The organism is Streptomyces sp. E-08 (assembly GCF_049913095.1).
Classification (GTDB): Bacteria; Actinomycetota; Actinomycetes; order Streptomycetales; family Streptomycetaceae; genus Streptomyces.
The window spans coordinates 4,523,876-4,545,000 of record NZ_CP183971.1 but is presented as its reverse complement, the minus strand read 5'-3'; the positions used below and the strand labels follow the sequence as shown (position 1 = coordinate 4,545,000).

The window sequence follows — 21,125 nt, the reverse complement described above, 5'->3', positions numbered from 1 at the left end:
CTTGGCCAGCTCTCCGGGGCCGAGGCGATAGGGGGCGCCGGCGAGGACGAGGGTCTTCAGGACCTCCCACTCCGCGTTGCTGATGCCGAGGTCGGAGAGCTGGCGGCCGTACGCCACGTTCATCCGGCGGTTCAGCCGGCCGAGGGCGGACACGACCTTCTCCACCTGCGGGTCGAGGTCGCGGTACTCGCGCTGATACGCGGCGATCTGCTCGTCGAGGCTCGGCTCCTGGGGAGCGGTGTCGGACATGCGGCGAGTATCCCACGACCCTCGTTGGCGTTGAAGTCCTTCGGTGTGTACTGTTAAGACGTTAACTTTAGCGTTGAAGTCTTCAGGGTTCAGACGTACACCTCTGAACCCGCGACCGAAGTGGGTGAGTGTGACCAAGGCGAGGGGCGCAGCGATGCGCCGTATCCAGGCAGGCAGTGCGCTGAGCGCGTTCGGACTCGGCTTCACCGTCCCGTACCTCTATGTGTACGTGGCGCAGGTGCGGGATCTGGGCGCTGCGACGGCGGGCATCGTGCTGGCCGTCTTCGCCATGGCCGCACTGGTGGTGCTGCCCTTCAGCGGGCGGGCCATCGACCGGCGCGGGCCCGTGCCAGTGCTTCTGGTGGCCTCGGTCGTCGCCGCGGTGGGTGCGGTGGCGATGGGCTTCGCGTCCAGCGTGCCGGCGGCCGTGGGGGCCGCGGCGCTGCTCGGTGCCGGTACGGCCGTGCTCCAGCCCGCGCTGGCCACGATGATCGTCTGGTGCTCGGAGCCCGCCGGTCGTACGCGGGCCTTCGCCATGCAGTTCTTCCTGCAGAACCTCGGCCTCGGTGTCGGTGGTCTGATCGGCGGTCTGCTGGTCGACACGACCCGGCCGGGCAGCTTCATCCTGCTGTTCTCGATCGAGGCGGCGATGTTCCTCGTGCTCGCGGCGGTGGTCGGGACCGTCCGGATGCCGGGCTCGCCGGCGCTGCAGGGCGCCCGTCCGTCCGAGGGCGGCAAGGGCGGCGGCGTCCGCGCGCTGCTCGGGCACAAGGCGATGGTGCAGCTGTGCGTCCTCGGCTTCGTCCTCTTCTTCGCCTGCTACGGGCAGTTCGAGTCGGGTCTCGCCGCGTACGGCACGGAGGCCGCCGGCATCCAGCCGTCGACGCTCGGGATCGCCCTCGCCGCGAACACGGCGGTGATCGTGGTCGCCCAGTTCCTGGTGCTGCGGTTCGTCGAGCGCCGCCGGCGGACCCGGGTGATCGCGGCCGTGGGTCTGATCTGGACCGTGGCGTGGCTCATCGCCGGGTACGCGGGCCTCGGGCACGGCAGCCAGGCCATGGCGACGGCGGCCTTCGTCTCCACGTACGCCCTCTTCGGGCTCGGTGAGGCGATGCTGTCGCCGACCGTCGCCCCGCTGGTGGCCGATCTGGCGCCGGAGTCGATGGTCGGGCAGTACAACTCGGCCTTCGCCCTGGTGAAGCAGCTGGCGCTGGCCGTCGGTCCGGCCGTGGGCGGGCCCATGGGGGCCGCGCTGCACGGTCCGTACATCGTGACCTTCGTGCTGTTCTCGCTCGGCATCACGTTCCTGGCCGTCCGGCTCGGAAGGCAGCTGACCCCGGAGCAGAACCAGCCTTCGCCGGCCCTCAAGGCGTCGAAGGTGGTCGCCCGGCACGAGCCGATGCGGGAGAGCGAGACCGCGGCCGCCTAGTCGGATCGGTCCGGCAGGGCGAACTCACACCAGACCGCTTTGCCGCCGCCCGGTGTGCGGCGGCTCCCCCAGGACGAGGCGATCGTCGCGATGATCGAGATACCGCGACCCGCCTCGTCCTCCGTTTCCGCCCTGCGGCGGCGCGGCAGGTGGTCGTCGCCGTCCGTCACCTCGATGATCAGGCGCCGGTCCGTACGGCGGAGCCGCAGGCGCATGGGCGGGGTGCCGTGCTGGAGCGAGTTCGCCACGAGCTCGCTGGTGGCGAGGACGCCCAGGTCGCGCAGTTCGACCGGGAAGCGCCAGGACGAGAGGACCCCGGAGGCGAAGGCACGCGCGCGGGGGGCGGCCTCGACCCCACCGAGGAGTTCCAGGGCGGCGTTGTGGAAGAGCTCGGCGTCCGCGCCCCTGCGGGAGGGGTGCTGGACGACCAGGACGGCGACGTCGTCGTCGTGCTCTGCGGTGACGCCGAGGGCGCGCAGGAGCCGGTCGCAGACCACCTGCGGGGTGCCGACGGCGCCGGAGAGGGCGCGGGCCAGGGCGGCGACGCCCTCGTCGATGTCCTCGCGGCGTCGCTCGACCAGGCCGTCGGTGTAGAGGACGGCGGTGGAGCCGGGCGGCAGGGCGATCGAGCCCGAGGCGTGCAGCCAGCCGCCGGTCCCGAGCGGCGGGCCCGTCGGGTCCTCGGCGCGGCGGACGCTGCCGTCCTCGTCCCGTACGAGGATCGGGAGGTGGCCGGCGGAGGCGTACACCAGCTTGCCCTCGCTGGGGTCGTGGATCGCGTACACACAGGTGGCGATCTGGCTGGCGTCGATCTCGGCGGCGAGGCCGTCGAGCAGCTGGAGGACCTCGTGCGGGGGCAGGTCCAGGCGCGCGTAGGCCCGGACGGCGGTGCGGAGCTGGCCCATGACGGCGGCGGCGCGCACACCGCGGCCCATCACGTCGCCGATGACGAGCGCGGTGCGGCCCGCCCCGAGGGTGATCACGTCGTACCAGTCGCCGCCGACGGCCGCGTCCGCGACGCCGGGCTGGTAGGTGGCGGCGATCCGCAGGTCGTCGGGCTGCTCCAGCTCCTGCGGGAGCAGGGAGCGCTGGAGGGTGACCGCGGTCTCGCGGTGCCTGCGCTCGCTGGCCCGGAGCCGCTCGGCGGCGTCGGCGTGGTCGGTGACGTCGGCGGCGTGGACGAGGACGCCGCCGCCGCCGAGGCGGGGGCTGTCGACGGGCAGGCAGGTGACCGTGTACGAGCCGCCGTCGCGGGTCCGGCGGGACTTCACCGTGCGGGGCTTGCCGCTGCGGAGCACCTGGTCCATGAGGGGCAGCAGGCCGAGCTCCTCGGCCTCCGGGCAGGTGTCGGCGACGGTGGCGCCGGCGCGGCGGGGGCCGAAGGCGGCGGCGTACGCGTCGTTCACGTACGCGATGCGGTGCTCCGGGCCGTACACGAGGGCGATGAGGCCGGGGAGGCGGCCGAGCAGCTCCCGTACGGAGAAGTCCTCCAGGGCGGGGACGTCGGCGGCCTCGGCCTCGTCGTCGAGCCGCTCCGGCTGCGGACCGTACTCACCGCGGGCGGCGGGCACGGAGCCCTCGGTCCCCCGCGCCGCGCGGCGCTGCGTGCCGGGAAGCCGGGCGCTCCAACGGGTGAAGTTCACGGATCTGTATGCCTCGTGGTGTCGGTGCCGTGCAGAGTCACGCTGTGCAGGTGTGAGCCCACCTATGGTCACACGTCCAGTGTGGACGAGTGCACTGACAGTGATGTCAGGACTGCGGCTTGTCGCCGTCGCCGGGGGGTGGTGCGGCGGCGAGTTCGAATTCGGCCCTGGGATGTTCCAGGGAGCCGAGAGAGACGATCTCCCGTTTGAACAGCCCGGACAAGGTCCATTCGGCGAGGACCCGGGCCTTGCGGTTGAAGGTCGGGACGCGGCTGAGGTGGTAGGCGCGGTGCATGAACCAGGCCGGATATCCCTTGAGCTTGCGTCCGTAGACGTGGGCGACTCCCTTGTGGAGGCCGAGGGAGGCGACGGAGCCCACGTACGCGTGCGCGTACTCCTTGAGCGGCTGCCCGCGCAGGGAGGCCGCGACGTTCTCGGCGAGGACCCTGGCCTGGCGGACGGCGTGCTGGGCGTTGGGCGCGCACTCCCTGCCGGGCTCGTCCGCGGTGACGTCGGGGACGGCGGCGGCGTCGCCGGCCGCCCAGGCGTGCGGGGCGCCCTCGACGGCGAGGTGGGCGGTGCAGCGGAGCCTGCCGCGTTCGTTCAGCGGGAGGTCCGTGGCGGCGAGGAGGGGCGCGGGTTTCACGCCGGCGGTCCAGACGACGGTGCGGGTGGGCAGGCGGGTGCCGTCGCTGAGGACCGCCACCCGGTCCTCGCAGGACTCCAGCCGGGTCTCCAGGCGCACGTCGACGTTCCGGCCGCGGAGCTCGCGGACGGCGTACCGGCCCATGTCCTCGCCCACCTCGGGGAGGATCCGGCCGGAGGCCTCGACGAGGACCCAGCGCAGGTCCTCGGGCTTGATGTTGTGGTAGTACCGCGCGGTGTAGCGGGCCATGTCCTCCAGCTCGGCGAGGGCCTCCACGCCCGCGTAGCCGCCGCCGACGAAGACGAAGGTGAGGGCGGCGTCGCGGATCGCGGGATCGCGGGTGGAGGAGGCGATGTCCATCTGCTCGATGACGTGGTTGCGCAGGCCGATGGCCTCCTCGACGGTCTTGAAGCCGATGCCGTGGTCGGCGAGGCCGGGGACCGGGAGGGTGCGGGAGACCGATCCGGGCGCGAGGACCAGCTCGTCGTACGTCATGTCGACGGCGCCGGTGCCCTCCTCCGCGGTGGCGAGGGTGGAGACGGTCGCGGTGCGCTTGGCGTGGTCGACGGACTCGACCTCGCCGACGACGACGCGGCAGCGGTCGAGGACCCTGCGGAGCGGGACGACGACGTGGCGCGGCGAGATGGAGCCGGCCGCGGCCTCCGGCAGGAACGGCTGGTACGTCATGTACGGCTCGGGGGTGACCACCACGATCTCGGCGGTGCCGGCTCTGAGCTCCGCCCCGAGCTGCCGCTGAAGGCGCAGCGCGGTGTACATGCCGACGTATCCACCGCCGACCACGAGAATGCGCGCAGGTTCGGTCACTGTCCCATGACGCACCCCCGACCGTGGTTTGTCCACAGGCCCGGCAAATTGTGTGACCGGAGGGGTACGGAGGCGCGGGGTGGCGCGCGAGCGGCGTACGGGGGAAACGGCGCAGGTCACACCGGGTGGGGCGGGTGTGGAGAGGGGTCGGAATCGGGAGTCTTCCGGGCCTTGCTCCGATCGGGGGGCGCACCGTACGGAACTCCCCCTTCTGAATTGACCCCGACTCAACTATGTTCGTACTTCGTCGGGGTGTCGGATCTGGGCGCGCGCGTGGACCGAAGCGCTCGTCCGTCGGAGGCCCCGTGTCAGGGCGGGGAGTCTCCGGGGGGAGACATCATGAGCGGGGGAACGCTTATGCAGATTCAGGATTCACGCTGGCAGTCGGGCGCCGGGACGGCGACCGTCGACGGGCATGCCCCGGGCACGGCCGAGCCGCGCCACGGTGCGCCGGTGGCGGGCGCCAGGTCCGCGCCGCTGCGGGTGGACGCCCAGCGCAATCTGGAGCACGTGCTGCGGGCCGCGCGCGAGGTGTTCGGCGAGCTGGGCTACGGGGCTCCGATGGAGGACGTGGCGCGCCGGGCCCGGGTCGGGGTCGGCACCGTCTACCGCCGCTTCCCCAGCAAGGACGTGCTGGTGCGGCGGATAGCCGAGGAGGAGACCTCCCGGCTGACCGAGCAGGCGCGGGCCGCGCTGGGCCAGGAGGAGGAGCCGTGGTCGGCGCTCTCCCGGTTCCTGCGGACCTCGGTGGCCTCGGGTGCGGGCCGTCTCCTGCCGCCGCAGGTGCTGCGGGTGGGCGTGGACGAGTCCGGGGTGCCGCTCGTCGGGCACGACGCGGACGAGGCGGCCCGGGTGCCGTACCAGCGCGGTGTCGCCGAGCAGTCCGACGCGCGCGTGGTCGCTCCGCGTGCCGTGCCCGCCGACGAGCGGGACGACGCGGGGGCCGCCGAGCTCCTGGAGGTCGTCGGGCGGCTGGTCGACCGGGCGCGTGAGGCGGGTGAGCTGCGGACGGACGTGACCGTGGCGGACGTCCTCCTCGTCATCGCCACCGCCGCCCCGGCGCTGCCGGACGCGGTGCAGCAGGCGGCGGCCTCGGCCCGGCTCCTGGACATCCTGCTCGAGGGCCTGCGCTCCCGGTAGGACCCTTCCAGGATTTTCACGGACGGCGTTCTTCGTGGTCCGGGCGAGTGGTCCGGGCGAGTGGTCCGGGCGGACCAACGATCCTGACACGAACGTGTGAGCGGTTACGCCCGGATACACGAAGTCGCCCCGGACGAGTGGTAAGTGGACGCGGCGCTTCGGCATGCCCGCGCTCTGTGGCAGGCTTGGCCGATATTCGGGTCTGAGCGTGCTTACGGGGGCTTCCGCGATGAGCGGTGACAGTCGGGACGATCCGCTGGGCGGCGGCGCGGAGACAGGGGACCCTTCCTCCCGGCAGGTTCCGAGCCAGGGCGGGCCGGGTGGTCTCCCCGGAGCTTCGTCCGCACCCGCCGATCCGCTCGATCCGCTCGATCCGAGCGTGCCGCAGCAGCGCGAGGGCAAGAGCGCGGCACCGGCCGCCGCCGCGACGGGCGCCGGTCCCGACGAGCCCGACGAGCCCGACACCGTACTCCCGCCGCCGCTCGACCTGCCGCCCTCCGACGCCGAGCTCGTCCAGCTCATGCGGGACGGCGACGGCTCCGCGTACGAGGAGCTGTTCCGCCGCCACTCCGACGCCGTCCGCCGCTACGCCCGGACCTGCTGCCGGGACGCGCACACCGCCGACGACCTCACCGCCGAGGTGTTCGCCCGCACCCTCCAGGCGGTCCGCGGCGGCGCGGGCCCCGAGCAGGCCGTGCGCGCCTACCTCATGACCACCGTCCGCCGGGTCGCGGCGCACTGGGCCAGGACCCAGAAGCGGGAGCACCTCGTCGAGGACTTCGCGGTGTTCGCCGCGGACGCCGCGCGCTCCTCCGAGGTCCCCGACCACGACACGACGGACCTCGGCGCGGACGTCCGCGCCATGCACGAGGCCGAGCAGTCCCTCGCCATGCAGGCCTTCCGCTCGCTGCCCGAGCGCTGGCAGGCCGTGCTGTGGCACACGACCGTCGAGGAGGAGTCCCCGAGCGAGGTCGCCCCGCTCTTCGGACTGACCGCCAACGCCACGGCCGTGCTCGCCAGCCGGGCCCGCGAGGGCCTCAAGCAGGCCTACCTCCAGGCGCACGTCAGCCAGTCCCTGACCGCGGGCGGCGACTGTGCCCGCTACGCGGACCGGCTCGGCGCCTACGCCCGCGGCGGGCTGCGGATGCGGGCCGAGCGCGGCCTGCGCAAGCACCTGGACGAGTGCGCGAAGTGCCGGCTCGCCGCCGGTGAACTGGCCCATGTGAACGCCGGGATTCCCGCGCTGCTGCCGGTCGCCGTCATCGGCTGGTTCGCCGCCGGGTACGCGCTCAAGGCGGCCGGAGTGGTCGCCGGCGGCACCGCCGCCGCGGCCGGTGCGGGCGCGGCCGCCGCCGCCACCGGGTCCTCCTCCGGGGGAGCGGCCTCGGGCGGTGCCGCCGCCGAGGGACTCGGCGCGCCCGCGAAGGCCGGCATCGCGGCGGCCATGGCGGTCGCCGCGGCCGCCGGGCTCGTCTGGGCGATGGCCGGGGACCCGCAGCCGGTGGCCGCGCCCAGGCCCACGCAGCCGGTCGTCACCCCGATCGTGCCGGAGGCCGCGCCCCCGGCGAAGCCGTCCCCGAAGCCCGCGCCGCCGGCCCCGCCCGTCACCTCCGAGCCGCCGTCTCCCACCCCGTCGCCGACGCCGACGCCCACCCCCGAGGCGACCCCGAAGCCCACGCCGAAGCCGACGCCGCCGCCGTCCCCGAAGCCCACCCCGAAACCGACGCCCGAGCCCACCCCGAAGCCGACGCCGCCGCCCGAGAAGCCCGCGCCGAAGCCGACGACCCCGCCGCCCGCGCCGCCGTCCGTCTACCAGGTCAACGAACTGGACTACGGGATCTTCGGCGACAGCACCAAGCCCGAGGTGTCCCTCTCGGACAGCAGCTGGATGTGGCAGCGGGACACCCTGTCCATCGGCGGCACCCCGTACGCGTACGGGGTGAGCGTCCACGCGCCGTCCTCGCTGCTCATCGACCTCAACCGGCAGTGCACGAGCTACGACGCGGTCGTCGGCATCGACGACCTGAGCGCCTGGCTCGGCGTCGGCGGCGTCCGCTTCTCCGTCTACGGGGACGGGGAACGGCTCTGGCGTTCCGACGTCGTCCGGGCGGGCGACCCGCCCGTCCCGGTGCACGTCGACCTCGCGGGCCGCTCCACGATCCGGCTCGTGGTCGAGGAGCACACGCCGTTCGGCCGGGCCGCGGTCGCCGACTGGGCGGAGTCCCGGATCAGCTGCTCCTGACGGCCCGCCCGTCCTCCGGCGGGGCGGCGGCGAAGGGTTCGACGAGGTCGATGACCCCGTCGAGGCCGAGTCCCGTGCCGGCCGCGCGGGCCGCCGCCAGGGCAGCCGCGTCGAGGTCGGCGTGCGCCCGCGCCTCCAGGGCCTCCAGGTCCCGGAGCTCGGGCACCGAACGCGGTGTGTCCCGGCGCCAGTGGTCGACGGCGGCCATGACCCGTACGGCGAGATCCGCCTCGCCCGCCTCGGCCAGGGTGAGGGCGAGCCCCTCCCCCAGTCCGATGGTGACGAAGTCCGCGCACTGGGCGTCCCGCGCGGTGCGGAGTGCGGTGACGGCCGTGGCGACGGCGGCCGGCCCCTTTCCCTCGTACGCCTCGACGCGGGCGGCGATTCCGATCACCGCGGCCTCGAAGTGCGGGGGCGGGGTGCCGAGCGCGACGGTCCGGCCCGCCTCCTCCAGCTGGGCGCGAGCCTCCGCGATGTCGCGGCGGTGGAGGGCGAAGGCGGCGCGGAGGAAGCAGACGTACGTCTGGCTGTCCCTCACGTGATAGCGGTCGGCCTCCCGTGCGGCCTCCTCCAGGGTCCGCTCGGCGGTCTCCAGGTCGCCGGTCCGGTAGGACAGTTCGGCCAGACGGGCGAGGAGGAAGGGGGCCTCGGCGTGGGCGCCGACCTCGCGGGCGAGGCCGAGGGCCTCCTCGTACGCCTCGCCCGCGTCCGCGTGCCGGCCGCGCATCGTGTACGCCTCTCCCGCCGCGCTCGCGATCTGGGCGGCCATCCAGCGGTCGCCGACGCGCCGGGCAATGACACGGAGCTCGGCGAGGGCGTCGTCGACGCCGGGCATGCCGCCGGGCATGTCGACCACCATGTGCGTACGGAACATGAGGCTGACGCCGACCTCCCAGTCGCCGCCGTGGCGGCGGCAGTTGTCGACGGCGCTGTCGAGGAGGCCGCGGACCGTGGCCGGGTCCTCGGTGAGGTACGCGGTGAAGGGCCAGAGCAGGCCCGGGAAGCGGGCCGCCTCGGGGCCGGGCTCCTTCCCGAACGCGTCGCGCACGCGCCGTACGAGCGCGACCGTCTCCGGCTCCTGGAAGTCGCCCAGCGTCTGGCTCTCGACCGCGAGGAAGAAGTACAGCATGCGCAGGTGCATGCGGGGCCAGTGGCGCGGGTCGGCGGGATCGGCCGGGTCCTCGCCGAGGTCGAGCGCGCGGCCGACCCAGGCCAGGCCCTCGGGACGGTAGTTGCGCAGCCACCAGAACCAGCCCATGGCGAAGACGAGCCGGAGGGCGGCGGCCTCGTCGGGGTCGGTGACGAGGGTGCGGTGGAGGGCGGCGCGGATGTTGTCGAGGTCGCGTTCGAGACGGTCGATCCAGGGCAGCTGCTCCGCCGAGCGGAGCCGGGGCTCGGCCGTCTCGGCGAGCGCCGTGAAGTGGGCGGTGTGGGTGGCCTCGGCCGCGGCGAGCAGCTCCGGGTCCTCGGCGGCGCGCTCGGTCGCGTACTCGTGGATGGTCTCCAGGAGGCGGTAGCGCATCTCGCCGCCCTCGGTGGGGGTGGCGACGACGAGGGACTTGTCGACGAGGGCGCCCAGGGCGTCGGCGGCGTACGGGGAGAGGGCCTCGGCGGCGGCCAGGTCCCAGCCGCCGGCGAAGACCGACACCTGACGGAGCAGGGTGCGCTCGGCCGGGTCGAGGAGGTCCCAGGACCAGTCGACGACCGCGCGGAGGGTCTGCTGGCGGGGCAGCACGGTCCGCGAGCCGGAGGTGAGGAGGAGGAACCGGTCGTCGAGGCGGTCGGCTATCTGGCGCGGGGTGAGCAGGCGCAGCCGGGCGGCGGCCAGCTCGATGGCGAGCGGCAGGCCGTCGAGGCGGCGGCAGATCTCGTCGACGGCCTCGCCACCGTCGCGGGCGAGGTCGAAGGAGGGGCGCACGGTGCGGGCCCGCTCGGCGAAGAGGCGGTGGGCGGGGTCCGGCGGGAGGGGCTCGACGGGGCGGACGGACTCGCCCGGGACGCCGAGGGGTTCACGGCTGGTGGCGAGGATGCGGAGCTGCGGGCAGTGGGTGAGGAGGGTCTCGGCGAGGGCGGCGGCCGCGTCGATGACGTGCTCGCAGTTGTCGAGGACCAGGAGCAGCGGGCGGCGGGCCAGGTGCTCGACGAGGTGGGCGGTGGGGTCGTCCTGGAGGGGTACGCCGTCACGGGTGATCAGGTTGATCTCGCGGAGGCGGAGGGCGGAGAGGACGGCGCCGGGGAGGGCGGCGGGGTCGTCGAGCGGGGCGAGTTCGGCGATCCAGGCGGCGGGCCCCGCGGCCCGGAGTGCGGCCTCCTCGGCGAGCCGCGTCTTGCCGGAGCCGCCGGGCCCGGTGAGCGTGACGAGCCGGGAGCGGGTGAGGTCGGCCCGGAGCGCGGCGAGCTCGGGCTCGCGGCCGACGAAGGAGGTGAGGCGGGGGCGGATGTTGCCGGCGTCGGGGGCGGCCGGACCGTCGGGGCCGGCCGGGCCGGGCCGCTCGTGGGCGGCGGGCGGGTCCGGGACGGTCACCGGGTCCTTGCCGGGGGCCGAGTCGGGGGCCTGGGCCGGGCGCGGGGCCGGGGTGGCCGTGGCCGGAGTGGCGCCGGTGAGGAGTTCGCGGTGGAGGGTGGTGAGCTCGGGGCCCGGGTCGGCGCCGAGGCCGTCCGCGAGGGTGCGGCGGGCCGACTCGTACGCGGTGAGGGCGTCGGCGTGGCGGCCCTCGGCCCGCAGGGCGCGGATGAGATGGGCGCGGAAGGCCTCGTCGTACGGGTACGTGGTGGTGAGCTCGGTCAGCTCCGGTACGAGTCCGTCGGTGGCGCCCCGGCGCAGATCGGCCTCGACGCGCTGCCGGAGCGCGGCGACGCGCTGCGCCTCGGGCCGGACGCCCACCGGTTCGGGCAGGTCGGCGAGGGCGGGGCCGCGGAAGAGGCCGAGGGCCTCGCGGAGGAGAGCGGCGGCGGTGTCGGGGTCGCCGGCGTCGAGGCGGGCGGCACCGTCCCTGACCCGGCGCTGGAAGACGTACAGGTCGATGTCGTCGGGACCGGCGGCGAGACGGTAGCCGGGGCCGGGGGTGGAGGCGACGGCCTCCCTGCCGAGGATCCTGCGGAGGCGTCCGACCAGGGCCTGGAGCGCGGCGGGGGCGTCCTGCGGCGGGTCGTCCCCGTACACGTCGTCGGCGAGCTCGCCGACGGAGACGGCCCGTCCGCCGCGCAGCGCGAGTGCGGCGAGCAGCGCGCGCAGCCGGGCGCCGCCCAGGGGAAGGGGGGTGCCGTCGGGGCGAAGGGCCTCGGTGGTGCCGAGGATGAGATACCGCACCGACCCATTGTGTCGGCAGCCCGGTGCCCGCGCCTCGGGGTTTACCCCGGTGCGTCCCTCAGAAGGCGCCGGTGTCCAGGTCGAACCCGAGGGGGTGGGGAAGCGGGACGACTGTCCCCAGCTTGTGGCTGGACTTGTGGGCGTAGTCGTCGCCGGACGGACCTGAGCAGACGACCGCCTCACCGGCCTCGCGGTCGATGAGCAGGTAGAGGGGGATGCCGGCCCGGGCGTAGGCCCGGATCTTCTGGACGCGGTCGCGGCTCGCCGTGGAGGAGGAGGTCACCTCGGCGACGAGATGAACGGCGTCCGGGGCGTGCCACTCCTGCTGGTCGTCGAAGCTGCCCTTGGGAGCGATCACCAGGTCGGGGATGACCCTCATCTCGTCGGTCGTGCCGGGCAGGCTGAGGCCGATGCCCGTGTAGCGCCCGACTCTCTTGTCGTGGTCCCGGACCTGACCGTTCAGCTCCGAAACGATCTCCTCGTGCTCGCCATTGGCCGGAGGCACCACGCAGATCTCCCCTTCGATCAGCTCCACGCGCCAGCCCTTGGGGGCCAGCGCACTGAACAGCTCGAAGGCCTCCTGGACACTCGCACCCTCGCGGTCGGGCATGCCCTCGGAGAACACGTGTTCCGGAACCGGCAGGGGCATCGCCATGCTGGACCTCCTTCGCTCGGCGCGACGCTCTCAGCTTAGGACGAGCAGCGCGGCGGGGTCTGGATCGCGTTCACTCGAACGAGCGTGCTGCAACGTTTCACCCGACCGTCCCCGCCTCACGCCGGCAGTGAGCGGGACGCCGGGACCAACGGGCCCTGGACCGCGCGGTGGGCTCGGGGTTCCGTCGTGTTCGTCCAGCAGGAGCCGCGGCGGGCCAGGAGGCGGCGGAGCCAGAGTTCGGTGGAGACGAGGTCGGCGAGGCCGTCGAGGGGGACGGGGGCCCCGTCGGTCGCCGCGCGGAGGGCGTCGCGGACCACGCGGGCGTCGATCAGGCCCGCGTCCGCGAGGAGCGGCGCGTCGAACAGGGCGAGGAGCTGCGGGAGCGCGGCGCGCAGCCCCGCGCGCGTGGCGGCGGCCGGGACGGCCGGGTGGGGTGCGCCCCAGCCGGCGGGGAGCTCGCGGACGCCCGCGCCGGAGAGGACCGTGCGCAGGACGCCGGCCCGGGCGTCCGGCTGGACCCGCAGCGATTCGGGGAGCTCACGGCAGGCCCGTACGACCTGGTTGTCCAGGAAGGGGGCGTGGAGGCGCTGGCCGCGGATCTCCGCCGCCTGCTCCAGGACCCGGTGGTCGGCCGCCGCGCGGGCGAGCGCCGCACGCGCGCGTGCCTCGCCGGGGCGCTGGACGGACGCCGGGAGCGTCGCCGCCCGGTTCAGGCGAACCGATACTTCAGCCAGCGCCTCCCCGGTCAGCCAGCGCGCCGCGGGCCCCGGCCGGGACCACGCGAGCGCGGAGAGCGAGGCCTCCAGGGGGCCGAAGCCGTCCGTGGCCGCGCGGTTCGCCTCCAGGACCCGCCGGGCCGCCGCCTCCAGACCCGTCCGGTACGGGGTCCGGGCCAGTTTCCGCGCCGCCCGGTAGACGGTCAGCGGCACCAGGAGCGACCCCGCCGACGGCCCCGAGGCCTTGGCGAGCGCCGTCACGGGACGCACCAGCGAGCGGCGCCTGCGGTCCATCAGGAGGTCGGCGAGGCGCGCCGGGTGCGCGTCCAGGACCTGCTTCGCGCCCATGCCGGTGAAGTGGTCGGCGCTGCCGCCGGCGAGCCGGCGCCGGTGCCGCTCGGCCGTGACGAGCGCGGGCCCCGGCTCGTCGGTCAGCGGCCCGTCGAGCGCCGCGTACGGGAGCGCCTCCTCGCCGCCCGCGACGACCACGTGGTGCAGCCGCGGGTCGGCGGCGATCGCGCGGGCCCGCTCCAGCTCCGCCGTACGGCGCGAACCGGCGCGCGTCGCCAGGTCGTTGAACGTGACGGCGAGCAGCCGCTCCCCCGCGCCCGTGCCGTGCCCCGTGATCGTGCCGGGCACCCCCGGGAGCCCCGCCGCGAGCAGGGCCAGCGTGCCGGACGCGCTGCCGCCCGACAGGTCGGCGCCGATGCCGGGGGCCGGGCCCGCGCCCCGGGCCGCCCGCCGGTCGGCCGGTCCCATGCCGGGGACCGGACCCGGGTCGGGGAGCGGCGCCTCGGGCGCGTGCCGGGGCGCGGTGAGCCGGGCGCGTACGGCCTCGACCAGGGCGTCCCGTACCCCTTCGACGGCCTGCCGGGGGTCCGCCTCGGGCGTGGCGACGGCGAGCGAGGCCACCTGCTCGTAGCCGGTGATCTCGCGCGAGCCCTCCCGCAGGATCAGCGCGTGCCCGGGCGGCACCCGGCGCACCCCCTCGTACGGGGTGGAGTCGCGCAGCGCCTCCGGGGTCTCGGGGCAGGCGAGCAGGGCGGCGAGGTGGCCGATGTCGAGCTGGGCCTCGACGAGGTCGGCGAGCGGCAGGGCGGCGGTGGCGTACGCGGTGCCGCCCGCCCACGGCGTGTGGAACACCGGCCGGGCGCCCGCGAGGTCACCGGTGACGGTGACGCGGCGGCCGGCCTTGACGACGGCGGTGTAGCTCCCTGGCCAGGCGGTCAGATGCCGCAACGCGCCCCCGCGCGCGGTGAGCAGGCCGATCCGCAGCTCCTCGTCGCTCGCGGCGCAGCAGCCGAGCACGGCGAGGCGGGTCCGGTCGTCGACGGACACCACGCGCACCTCGTCGGGGCGCCAGTCGCCGACCGCCCAGAGCGGATCGGGGTCGCCCCACAGGAGTTGTGCGCCCACCGGCTGCACCGTGCGCCCCTCGGCCGCACGGCCGGGACCGGAGCCGTGGTCGTAGCCCCCGGGGGAGCTCTCGTCGTACGGGGAGTCGTGGCCGTACGACGAACCGCTGCCGTACGGGGAGTCGTGGCCGTACGACGAACCGCTGCCGTACGGGGAGTCGTGGCCGTACGACGACCCGGCTCCGTACGCGCCGTTCACGGACCCGGCACGGCCTCCCGTGGTCGTTGCGAAGCTCGCGGCGACACTGCTCCAGCCCACCAGCCATCGCATCGGCGCCTCCACATCCGTTTCGGTGGAGGACATGCTGCCACGACAACGGCGCACGGGGCGGGGTCCGGGCGCACGCGCGCCAAAGCCGAATGCGCCCCTGGCATGGGCCAGTTGGCGGGCGAAGACGCACCGGCGTCATTCGGCCAAATATCGATCCCCGCCGGTGGTTTCGACCGGCGTCCGGGGCGAACGCCGGACACCGGCAGCCCGGGAGGCGCTCCCGCCTCCCGGCGCCGTCCGCCGCCCGCGGGGAATGGGGCGGCGGTGTCCCCCAGCCCACTGGTCCGGGACACCGTTCCCGGCCGAGCGGGCCGACCCACGCGAGGTTCATGGAAGCGCTCCCCCACCGGCCGGACGAGAGCGCACGGCCGGGCGCACGGCCACACGGCCGGGAGCACGAGCCGCTCCGCCGGCCCGGGTCGTCGCACGTTCACACAACAATCTCGCCATACGGAACACCGCCCCTTAACGGTAGGGATGCGGCGAACTACGCTGTGTTTACGAATGCCGCACGCCTATGCCCGGCGTCGTGGCGGCCGTCTGTGTTGTCGAGGGGTGGCGTCATGTCCAGGGAGCAACGCGGGCCGAACGAAAAGCTCGGCACGGTTCTCGCCCTCGCGGGAATCAGCAACGCCGGGCTCGCCCGGCGCGTCAACGACCTCGGTGCGCAACGGGGTCTGACGCTTCGTTACGACAAGACCTCGGTCGCCCGGTGGGTGTCCAAGGGCATGGTGCCGCAGGGTGCCGCCCCGCATCTGATCGCGGCCGCGATCGGGCAGAAGCTGGGCCGGCCCGTGCCGCTGCACGAGATCGGGCTCGCCGACGCCGACCCGGCGCCCGAGGTGGGGCTCGCCTTCCCGCGCGACGTGGGCGAGGCGGTCCGCTCGGCCACCGACCTGTACCGGCTGGATCTCGCCGGGCGGCGGGCCGGCGGGGGCGGCATCTGGCAGTCGCTCGCCGGGTCCTTCGCGGTCAGCGCGTACGCGACGCCCGCGTCCCGCTGGCTGATAACCCCGGCCGACCCGTCGGTGGAGCGCGAGGCCCCGCGCCCCGGCGTGGGCACCGGCGCCGCCACGGCTGCCGCGGAGCACGCGCGCGTGGGCCACAGCGACGTCGCCAAGCTCCGCGAGGCCGCCGAGGACGCCCGGCGCTGGGACTCCAAGTACGGCGGCGGGGACTGGCGGTCGTCGATGGTGCCCGAGTGCTTACGCGTGGACGCGGCGCCGCTGCTGCTCGGCTCGTACTCGGACGAGGTCGGCCGGAACCTGTTCGGCGCGACCGCCGAGCTCACCCGGCTCGCCGGCTGGATGGCCTTCGACACCGGGCAGCAGGAGGCCGCCCAGCGCTACTACATCCAGGCCCTGCGGCTCGCCCGCGCGGCCGCCGACGTCCCCCTCGGCGGGTACGTGCTCGCGTCCATGTCCCTCCAGGCCACCTACCGGGGCTTCGCCGACGAGGGCGTCGACCTCGCGCAGGCCGCCCTCGAACGGAACCGGGGGCTCGCCACCGCCCGCACCATGTCCTTCTTCCGGCTCGTCGAGGCCCGCGCGCACGCCAAGGCCGGCGACGGGGCCGCCGCCGCGGCCGCGCTCAAGTCCGCCGAAGGCTGGCTGGAGCGCTCCCGGGAGGGCGACGCGGACCCGACCTGGCTCGGCTTCTACTCGTACGACCGGTTCTGCGCCGACGCCGCCGAGTGCTACCGGGACCTGAGGATGCCGCGCGAGGTGCGGCGCTTCACCGAGCAGGCGCTGTCCCGGCCGACGGAGGAGTTCGTCCGCTCGCACGGGCTGCGGCTCGTCGTGTCGGCGGTGGCCGAGCTGGAGTCGGGAAACCTGGACGCGGCCTGCGCGGCGGGCACGCGCGCGGTGGAGGTGGCGGGGCGGATCTCCTCGGCGCGGACCACCGAGTACGTACGGGACCTGCTGCACCGGCTCGAACCGTACGGGGACGAGCCGCGCGTCATGGAGCTGCGCGAGCGGGCCCGGCCGCTGCTCGTCGCCCCGGCGTGAGACCCCGCCCCGGGGCGCGGCGCCGCTCAGAAGTGACACGCGTCCCACGGCGTGGGCGTTTAGCGGCATTGTCAGTGGGCCAGTGCACTATCAGGGGTGGGAGGTGGCGCTGGTGTTTGACTGTGACGTGCTGGTGATCGGCGGAGGGATCGTCGGTCTCTCGACGGCGTATGCCCTGACGCGCGCCGCCCCCGGCACCCGGGTCACGGTCCTGGAGAAGGAGCACGCCCTCGCGCGCCACCAGACGGGGCGCAACAGCGGCGTGATCCACAGCGGGATCTACTACCGTCCCGGCTCGCTCAAGGCGCGGTTCGCGGTCGAGGGCGCGGCCGAGATGGTCAAGTTCTGCGCCGAGTGGGACATCCCGCACGAGGTGACGGGGAAGATCATCGTCGCCACCGCGCGCGAGGAGCTGCCCCGGCTGCACGCGCTCGTGCAGCGCGGCCGGGAGAACGGCATCCCGGTGCGCGAGCTCGGCCCCTCGCAGATCAGCGAGTACGAGCCGCGGGTGCGGGGGCTCGCCGCGATCCACGTCGGCACGACCGGGATCTGCGACTACGGGGCGGTGTCGGAGCGGCTCGCCGAGTCCTCAGGGGCCCGCGTCCTGTACGGCGCGGAGGTCACCGTCATCGACCGGCGCTCCTGGGGCGTCGCCGTGCGCACCGCCGACGGGCGCGTGGTGCGGGCGAAGGTCCTGGTGAACTGCGCGGGGCTGCACTGCGACCGGATCGCGCGGCTCGCGGGCGACGACCCGGGCATGCGGATCGTCCCCTTCCGGGGGGAGTACTACGAGCTCACGGACCCCTCACTGGTCCGGGGCCTGGTCTACCCCGTCCCCGATCCCGCGTTCCCCTTCCTCGGGGTGCACCTGACCCGGGGCATCGACGGCGGCGTGCACATCGGGCCGAACGCGGTCCCGGCGCTCGCGAAGGAGGGGTACGGCTGGTCCGTCGTCCGCCCGCGCGAACTGGGCGCCACCCTGGCGTGGCCCGGCTCGTGGGCGATCGCCCGCGAGCACTGGCGGTACGGCGCGGGCGAACTGCACCGGTCGCTGTCGAAGCGGGCCTTCACTGACGCGGTGCGGCGCCTGCTGCCCGTCGTCGAGGAGTCCGACCTGCGGCGGGCGGCGCCGGGGGTGCGGGCGCAGGCGGTGCTGCGGGACGGGACGCTGGTCGACGACTTCCTGTTCCGCGAGGCGCCGCGGACGGTCCACGTGCTGAACGCGCCCTCGCCTGCGGCGACGGCGTCCCTCCCGATCGGCCGCGAGGTCGCGACCCGGGCCCTGGCCCACCTGTAGCGGGCCCCGGCGCGGACGCGCGCCGTGCGGCGCCCGGCACCCGGGCCGACCCGCGCCCCGCGCCGCCGGGCGCGAGCCCACAACGGCGGGCGCGAGCCCACAACGGCGGGCGCGGGCCCGCACCGGCGCGGCGCCGTAGAATCGGTCGCATTGTGTCTGAGCAGATTGAGAGCGGGCCGCAGCCCGCCGCGCGTCGTGGCAGTCGGATGTTCGCCCCCGGCGAGGGGCCCATGCCCGATCCCGCCGGCGCCCACCACGAGCGGCGGATCCGGAGCTTCCAGCCGCGCCGCAGCCGTGTCACGTACGGGCAGGCCGAGGCGATGCTGAAGCGGTGGCCCGACTGGGGCCTCGACATCGACGGCAAGCGGGTCCTCGATCTCGAAGAGATGTTCGAGGGACTTCCGGTCGTCATGGAGATCGGCTTCGGCATGGGCGAGGCCACGGCCCAGATGGCCGCCGCCGACCCCGGGACCGGCATCCTCGCCGTGGACGTGCACACGCCCGGGCAGGGCAACCTGCTCGGTCTCGCCGACCGCAACGGGCTCACCAACGTCCGGGTCGCCAACGGCGACGCGATCATCCTGCTCCGCGAGATGCTCGGCGACGCGACCCTCGACGGCTGCCGGGTCTACTTCCCGGACCCGTGGCCCAAGGCGCGCCACCACAAGCGGCGGCTGATCCAGCCCGAGTTCCTCAGCCTCCTCGCGCCGCGGCTGAAGCCCGGGGCCGTGCTGCACTGCGCCACGGACTGGGAGGAGTACGCCGTACAGATGCTGGAGGTGCTCTCCGCGCATCCGGACTACGAGAACACGCAGGCCGACGGCGGCTACGCACCCCGCCCCGACTTCCGTCCCCTCACCCGCTTCGAGGGCCAGGGCCTCGACAAGGGCCACGTCGTCCACGACCTCCTCTTCCGGCGGAAGTGACGGGGAGGTGACGGGGAGCCCCTGACCTCGTCGACCGGTGTCGGTGGGGGTCGTTAGGGTCGCTCCCGTGTCGAACCCTGCCCCCGGCGACCTGTCGGCCGCCGCTCCCGTCCCGCACCGGGACACCGAGGAGCCGTCCTTCCCCGCCGTCGCCGACCGTTCCCAGTGGCGCTACCGGCCCCACCGCGCCTTCTGGCGCAGCCGGCTGGTCCGGGCGATCGCCGTCGTGACGCTGCTCGCGCTCTGCGCGCTGATCATCCTGGCGCTGGTCCGCGAGCAGACCGGCACGCAGGGTTTCCTGGTCGGTCTGGGCCTGGCCGTGTTTCCCGTGCCGCTGCTCATGTCGGCGTTCCGCTGGCTGGACCGGGTCGAGCCGGGCCCCTGGAAGAACATGCTGTTCGCGTTCGCCTGGGGCGCCTTCGCGGCCGCGCTCGTCGCGATCCTGGCGAACTCCTTCGCGGTCCGCTGGATCGCCACGGCCACGGCCGATCCGGACTCCGCCGACACCCTCGGGGCCACGGTCATCGCGCCGGTGGTGGAGGAGAGCGCGAAGGCCGCCGCGATCCTGCTGCTGTTCCTCTTCCGCAGGAGGGACTTCGGCGGTCTCGTCGACGGGGTCGTGGTCGCCGGTTTCACCGCGACCGGCTTCGCGTTCACCGAGAACATCCTCTATCTCGGCAACGCCTTCGGCGAGGACCAGGAGTTCGGCTCCTCGGGTCTCGGCTCGGTGACCGCGGCGACCTTCTTCGTCCGGGGCGTGATGTCGCCGTTCGCGCATCCGCTGTTCACCGTGCTCACCGGCATCGGCTTCGGTCTCGCCGCCCTCGCGCCGCGCGGGAAGCGGCTGCGCCGTGTGCTGCTGCCGATCGCCGGGCTGCTGCTCGCGATGGGACTGCACGCCGCGTGGAACGGCTCGGCCACCTTCGGCGGCCCGCTGGCCTTCTACGCGGTGTACGGGGCGCTCATGGTCCCGGCGTTCGGCCTGCTGACCTGGCTGGCGGTCTGGAGCCGGCAGCGCGAGCTGCGCACGATATCCGGCGAGCTCCCGGCGTACGCGGCGGCCGGCTGGCTCGCCCCGACCGAGCCGCTCGCGCTGTCGTCGATGCGCGCCCGGCAGCTGGCCCGCTCGTTCGCCGCCCGGACGTACGGCCCGCCGGCCGCGCGGGCGGTCGGCGAGTACGAGTCCTTCGCGACGACCCTCGCGTTCCTGCGGGACCGGGCCCGCCGCGGCACGGCGGGGCCCGACTTCCCGGCCCGGGAGCAGGAGCTGCTGCACCACCTGTGGCAGCGGCGCGCGGTCGCGTCGCCGGCCCTCACGTACGCGGCGCGGGCCACGGGCCGGGCCTGGGCGCCGCCGCAGTACCTGGACTACGACGGCTACAACCCGTACCGCAGTTAGAGGGCCGACGCCTCGTTCAGGAGCGTCAGCTCGGTCTCGGTGAGGGTGAGGCCGGCGGCCGCGACCAGGGCCGGGAGCTGTTCGACCGTGCGGGCCGAGGCGATCGGCGCGGCCACGGTCGGCCGGGCGGCGAGCCAGGCGAGGGCGACGGTGGCGAGCTCCGCCCCGTGCGCCTCGGCGACGGTGTCGAGGGCGGAGAGCACGGCCCGGCCGCGCTCGGTGTCCAGGTGTCCGGCGGCGCCGGAGGCGCGGACGCTGTCGACGGTGGCTCCGGGGCGGTACTTGCCGGTGAGGAAGCCGGCCGCGAGCCCGTAGTACGGGACGGCGGAGAGCCCGGCCCGCTCGACGGTCTCCAGGAGCGGGCCCTCGTAGGTGTCGCGGGAGACCAGGTTGTAGTGCGGCTGGAGGGCGACGTACCGGGCGAGGCCCTCGGCCTCGGCGAAGTCGAGGGAGGCGCGGAGCCGCTCCGGGGAGATGTTGGAGGCGGCGACGGCGCGCACCTTGCCGTCCTTCACCAGCTGGTCGAGGGCCGTGACGATCTCCTCGACGGGGACGGACTCGTCGTCGAAGTGCGTGTAGTACAGGTCGATGTGGTCGGTGCCGAGGCGGCGGAGGGACTCCTCCGCGGCCGCCTTGATGGTGGTGGCGGACAGGCCCTTGAAGTGGGGGTGGGCGCCGACCTTGGTGGCGACGACGATGTCGGAGCGGTTGCCCCGGGAGGCGAGCCAGCGGCCGATGACGGTCTCGGACTCGCCGCCCTCGTTGCCCTCGGCCCAGGCGGAGTAGACGTCGGCGGAGTCGACGAAGTTGCCGCCCGCGGCGGCGTAGGCGTCGAGGACGGCGAAGGACTGGGCCTCGTCGGCGGTCCAGCCGAAGACGTTGCCGCCCAGGGCCACGGGAAAGACGTGCAGGTCGGAGCTGCCCAGCGGGCGGAGAGTGGTCATGTGTGGGTC

General features: G+C 74.7%; 14 protein-coding genes (1 of these 14 cut by a window edge). 7 read left to right on the top strand and 7 right to left on the bottom strand.

Annotated features, from left to right (window positions below):
- A protein-coding gene (locus tag ACN9MM_RS20885) for a MarR family winged helix-turn-helix transcriptional regulator (protein ID WP_382873806.1) crosses the window boundary here: on the bottom strand, positions 1–249 show its beginning. The gene continues 297 nt to the left of window position 1, outside the view; only the first 249 of its 546 coding nucleotides appear in the window; the start codon lies at positions 247–249; its stop codon lies beyond the left edge, outside the window.
- A 154-nt stretch (positions 250–403) separates the two neighbouring features.
- Here ACN9MM_RS20885 and ACN9MM_RS20880 point away from each other — a divergent pair, with 154 nt between their 5' ends.
- Complete coding sequence (locus ACN9MM_RS20880) at positions 404–1,678, top strand: MFS transporter (protein ID WP_426365024.1); 1,275 nt, start codon at positions 404–406, stop codon at positions 1,676–1,678.
- Here ACN9MM_RS20880 and ACN9MM_RS20875 read toward each other — a convergent pair.
- Both ACN9MM_RS20875 and ACN9MM_RS20870 read right to left on the bottom strand, forming a co-directional pair.
- Positions 1,675–3,321, bottom strand: a complete 1,647-nt coding sequence (locus tag ACN9MM_RS20875; RefSeq protein WP_426365023.1) for an ATP-binding SpoIIE family protein phosphatase — start codon at positions 3,319–3,321, stop codon at positions 1,675–1,677. The two genes, ACN9MM_RS20880 and ACN9MM_RS20875, sit on opposite strands and share 4 nt — an antisense overlap.
- A gap of 106 nt (positions 3,322–3,427) precedes the next feature.
- Positions 3,428–4,792: an NAD(P)/FAD-dependent oxidoreductase gene (locus tag ACN9MM_RS20870; protein WP_426365022.1), complete on the bottom strand. Its 1,365-nt coding sequence runs from the start codon at positions 4,790–4,792 to the stop codon at positions 3,428–3,430.
- 339 nt (positions 4,793–5,131) lie between these two features.
- On the opposite strand from ACN9MM_RS20870, the gene ACN9MM_RS20865 reads away from it, so the two are divergent.
- Together ACN9MM_RS20865 and ACN9MM_RS20860 are read left to right on the top strand one after the other, a co-directional pair.
- Positions 5,132–5,932 carry a TetR/AcrR family transcriptional regulator gene (locus ACN9MM_RS20865; RefSeq protein WP_426365021.1) on the top strand — a complete coding sequence of 267 codons (801 nt, stop codon included), beginning with the start codon at positions 5,132–5,134 and terminating at the stop codon, positions 5,930–5,932.
- A gap of 229 nt (positions 5,933–6,161) precedes the next feature.
- Positions 6,162–8,174, top strand: coding sequence for a sigma-70 family RNA polymerase sigma factor (locus tag ACN9MM_RS20860; RefSeq protein ID WP_426365020.1), 2,013 nt, complete (start codon positions 6,162–6,164; stop codon positions 8,172–8,174).
- Here the strand turns inward: ACN9MM_RS20860 and ACN9MM_RS20855 are convergent.
- The 3 genes from ACN9MM_RS20855 to ACN9MM_RS20845 form a co-directional block, all read right to left on the bottom strand.
- Positions 8,161–11,484: an AfsR/SARP family transcriptional regulator gene (locus ACN9MM_RS20855; protein WP_426365019.1), complete on the bottom strand. Its 3,324-nt coding sequence runs from the start codon at positions 11,482–11,484 to the stop codon at positions 8,161–8,163. The two genes, ACN9MM_RS20860 and ACN9MM_RS20855, sit on opposite strands and share 14 nt — an antisense overlap.
- Positions 11,485–11,542: 58 nt before the next feature.
- Positions 11,543–12,133 carry a Uma2 family endonuclease gene (locus ACN9MM_RS20850; protein WP_426368789.1) on the bottom strand — a complete coding sequence of 197 codons (591 nt, stop codon included), beginning with the start codon at positions 12,131–12,133 and terminating at the stop codon, positions 11,543–11,545.
- 122 nt (positions 12,134–12,255) lie between these two features.
- On the bottom strand, positions 12,256–14,541 hold the full coding sequence (locus ACN9MM_RS20845) for an asparagine synthase-related protein (RefSeq protein ID WP_426368788.1): 2,286 nt from the start codon (positions 14,539–14,541) through the stop codon (positions 12,256–12,258).
- A gap of 563 nt (positions 14,542–15,104) precedes the next feature.
- On the opposite strand from ACN9MM_RS20845, the gene ACN9MM_RS20840 reads away from it, so the two are divergent.
- From ACN9MM_RS20840 to ACN9MM_RS20825, 4 genes are all read left to right on the top strand, one after another.
- Positions 15,105–16,550 carry an MFS transporter gene (locus ACN9MM_RS20840; protein WP_426365018.1) on the top strand — a complete coding sequence of 482 codons (1,446 nt, stop codon included), beginning with the start codon at positions 15,105–15,107 and terminating at the stop codon, positions 16,548–16,550.
- 112 nt (positions 16,551–16,662) lie between these two features.
- The gene (lhgO, locus tag ACN9MM_RS20835) at positions 16,663–17,847 is read left to right on the top strand and encodes an L-2-hydroxyglutarate oxidase (RefSeq protein WP_426365017.1); all 1,185 of its coding nucleotides are present in this window, start codon (positions 16,663–16,665) and stop codon (positions 17,845–17,847) included.
- Between the two features lie 206 nt (positions 17,848–18,053).
- Positions 18,054–18,773 (top strand): tRNA (guanosine(46)-N7)-methyltransferase TrmB, encoded by a 720-nt coding sequence (gene trmB, locus ACN9MM_RS20830; protein ID WP_426368787.1) that lies wholly within the window; start codon positions 18,054–18,056, stop codon positions 18,771–18,773.
- Positions 18,774–18,840: 67 nt separating this feature from the next.
- Positions 18,841–20,172 (top strand): PrsW family intramembrane metalloprotease, encoded by a 1,332-nt coding sequence (locus ACN9MM_RS20825; RefSeq protein WP_426365016.1) that lies wholly within the window; start codon positions 18,841–18,843, stop codon positions 20,170–20,172.
- Here ACN9MM_RS20825 and ACN9MM_RS20820 read toward each other — a convergent pair.
- On the bottom strand, positions 20,169–21,116 hold the full coding sequence (locus ACN9MM_RS20820) for an aldo/keto reductase (RefSeq protein ID WP_426365015.1): 948 nt from the start codon (positions 21,114–21,116) through the stop codon (positions 20,169–20,171). The two genes, ACN9MM_RS20825 and ACN9MM_RS20820, sit on opposite strands and share 4 nt — an antisense overlap.
- Positions 21,117–21,125 lie beyond the last annotated feature (9 nt).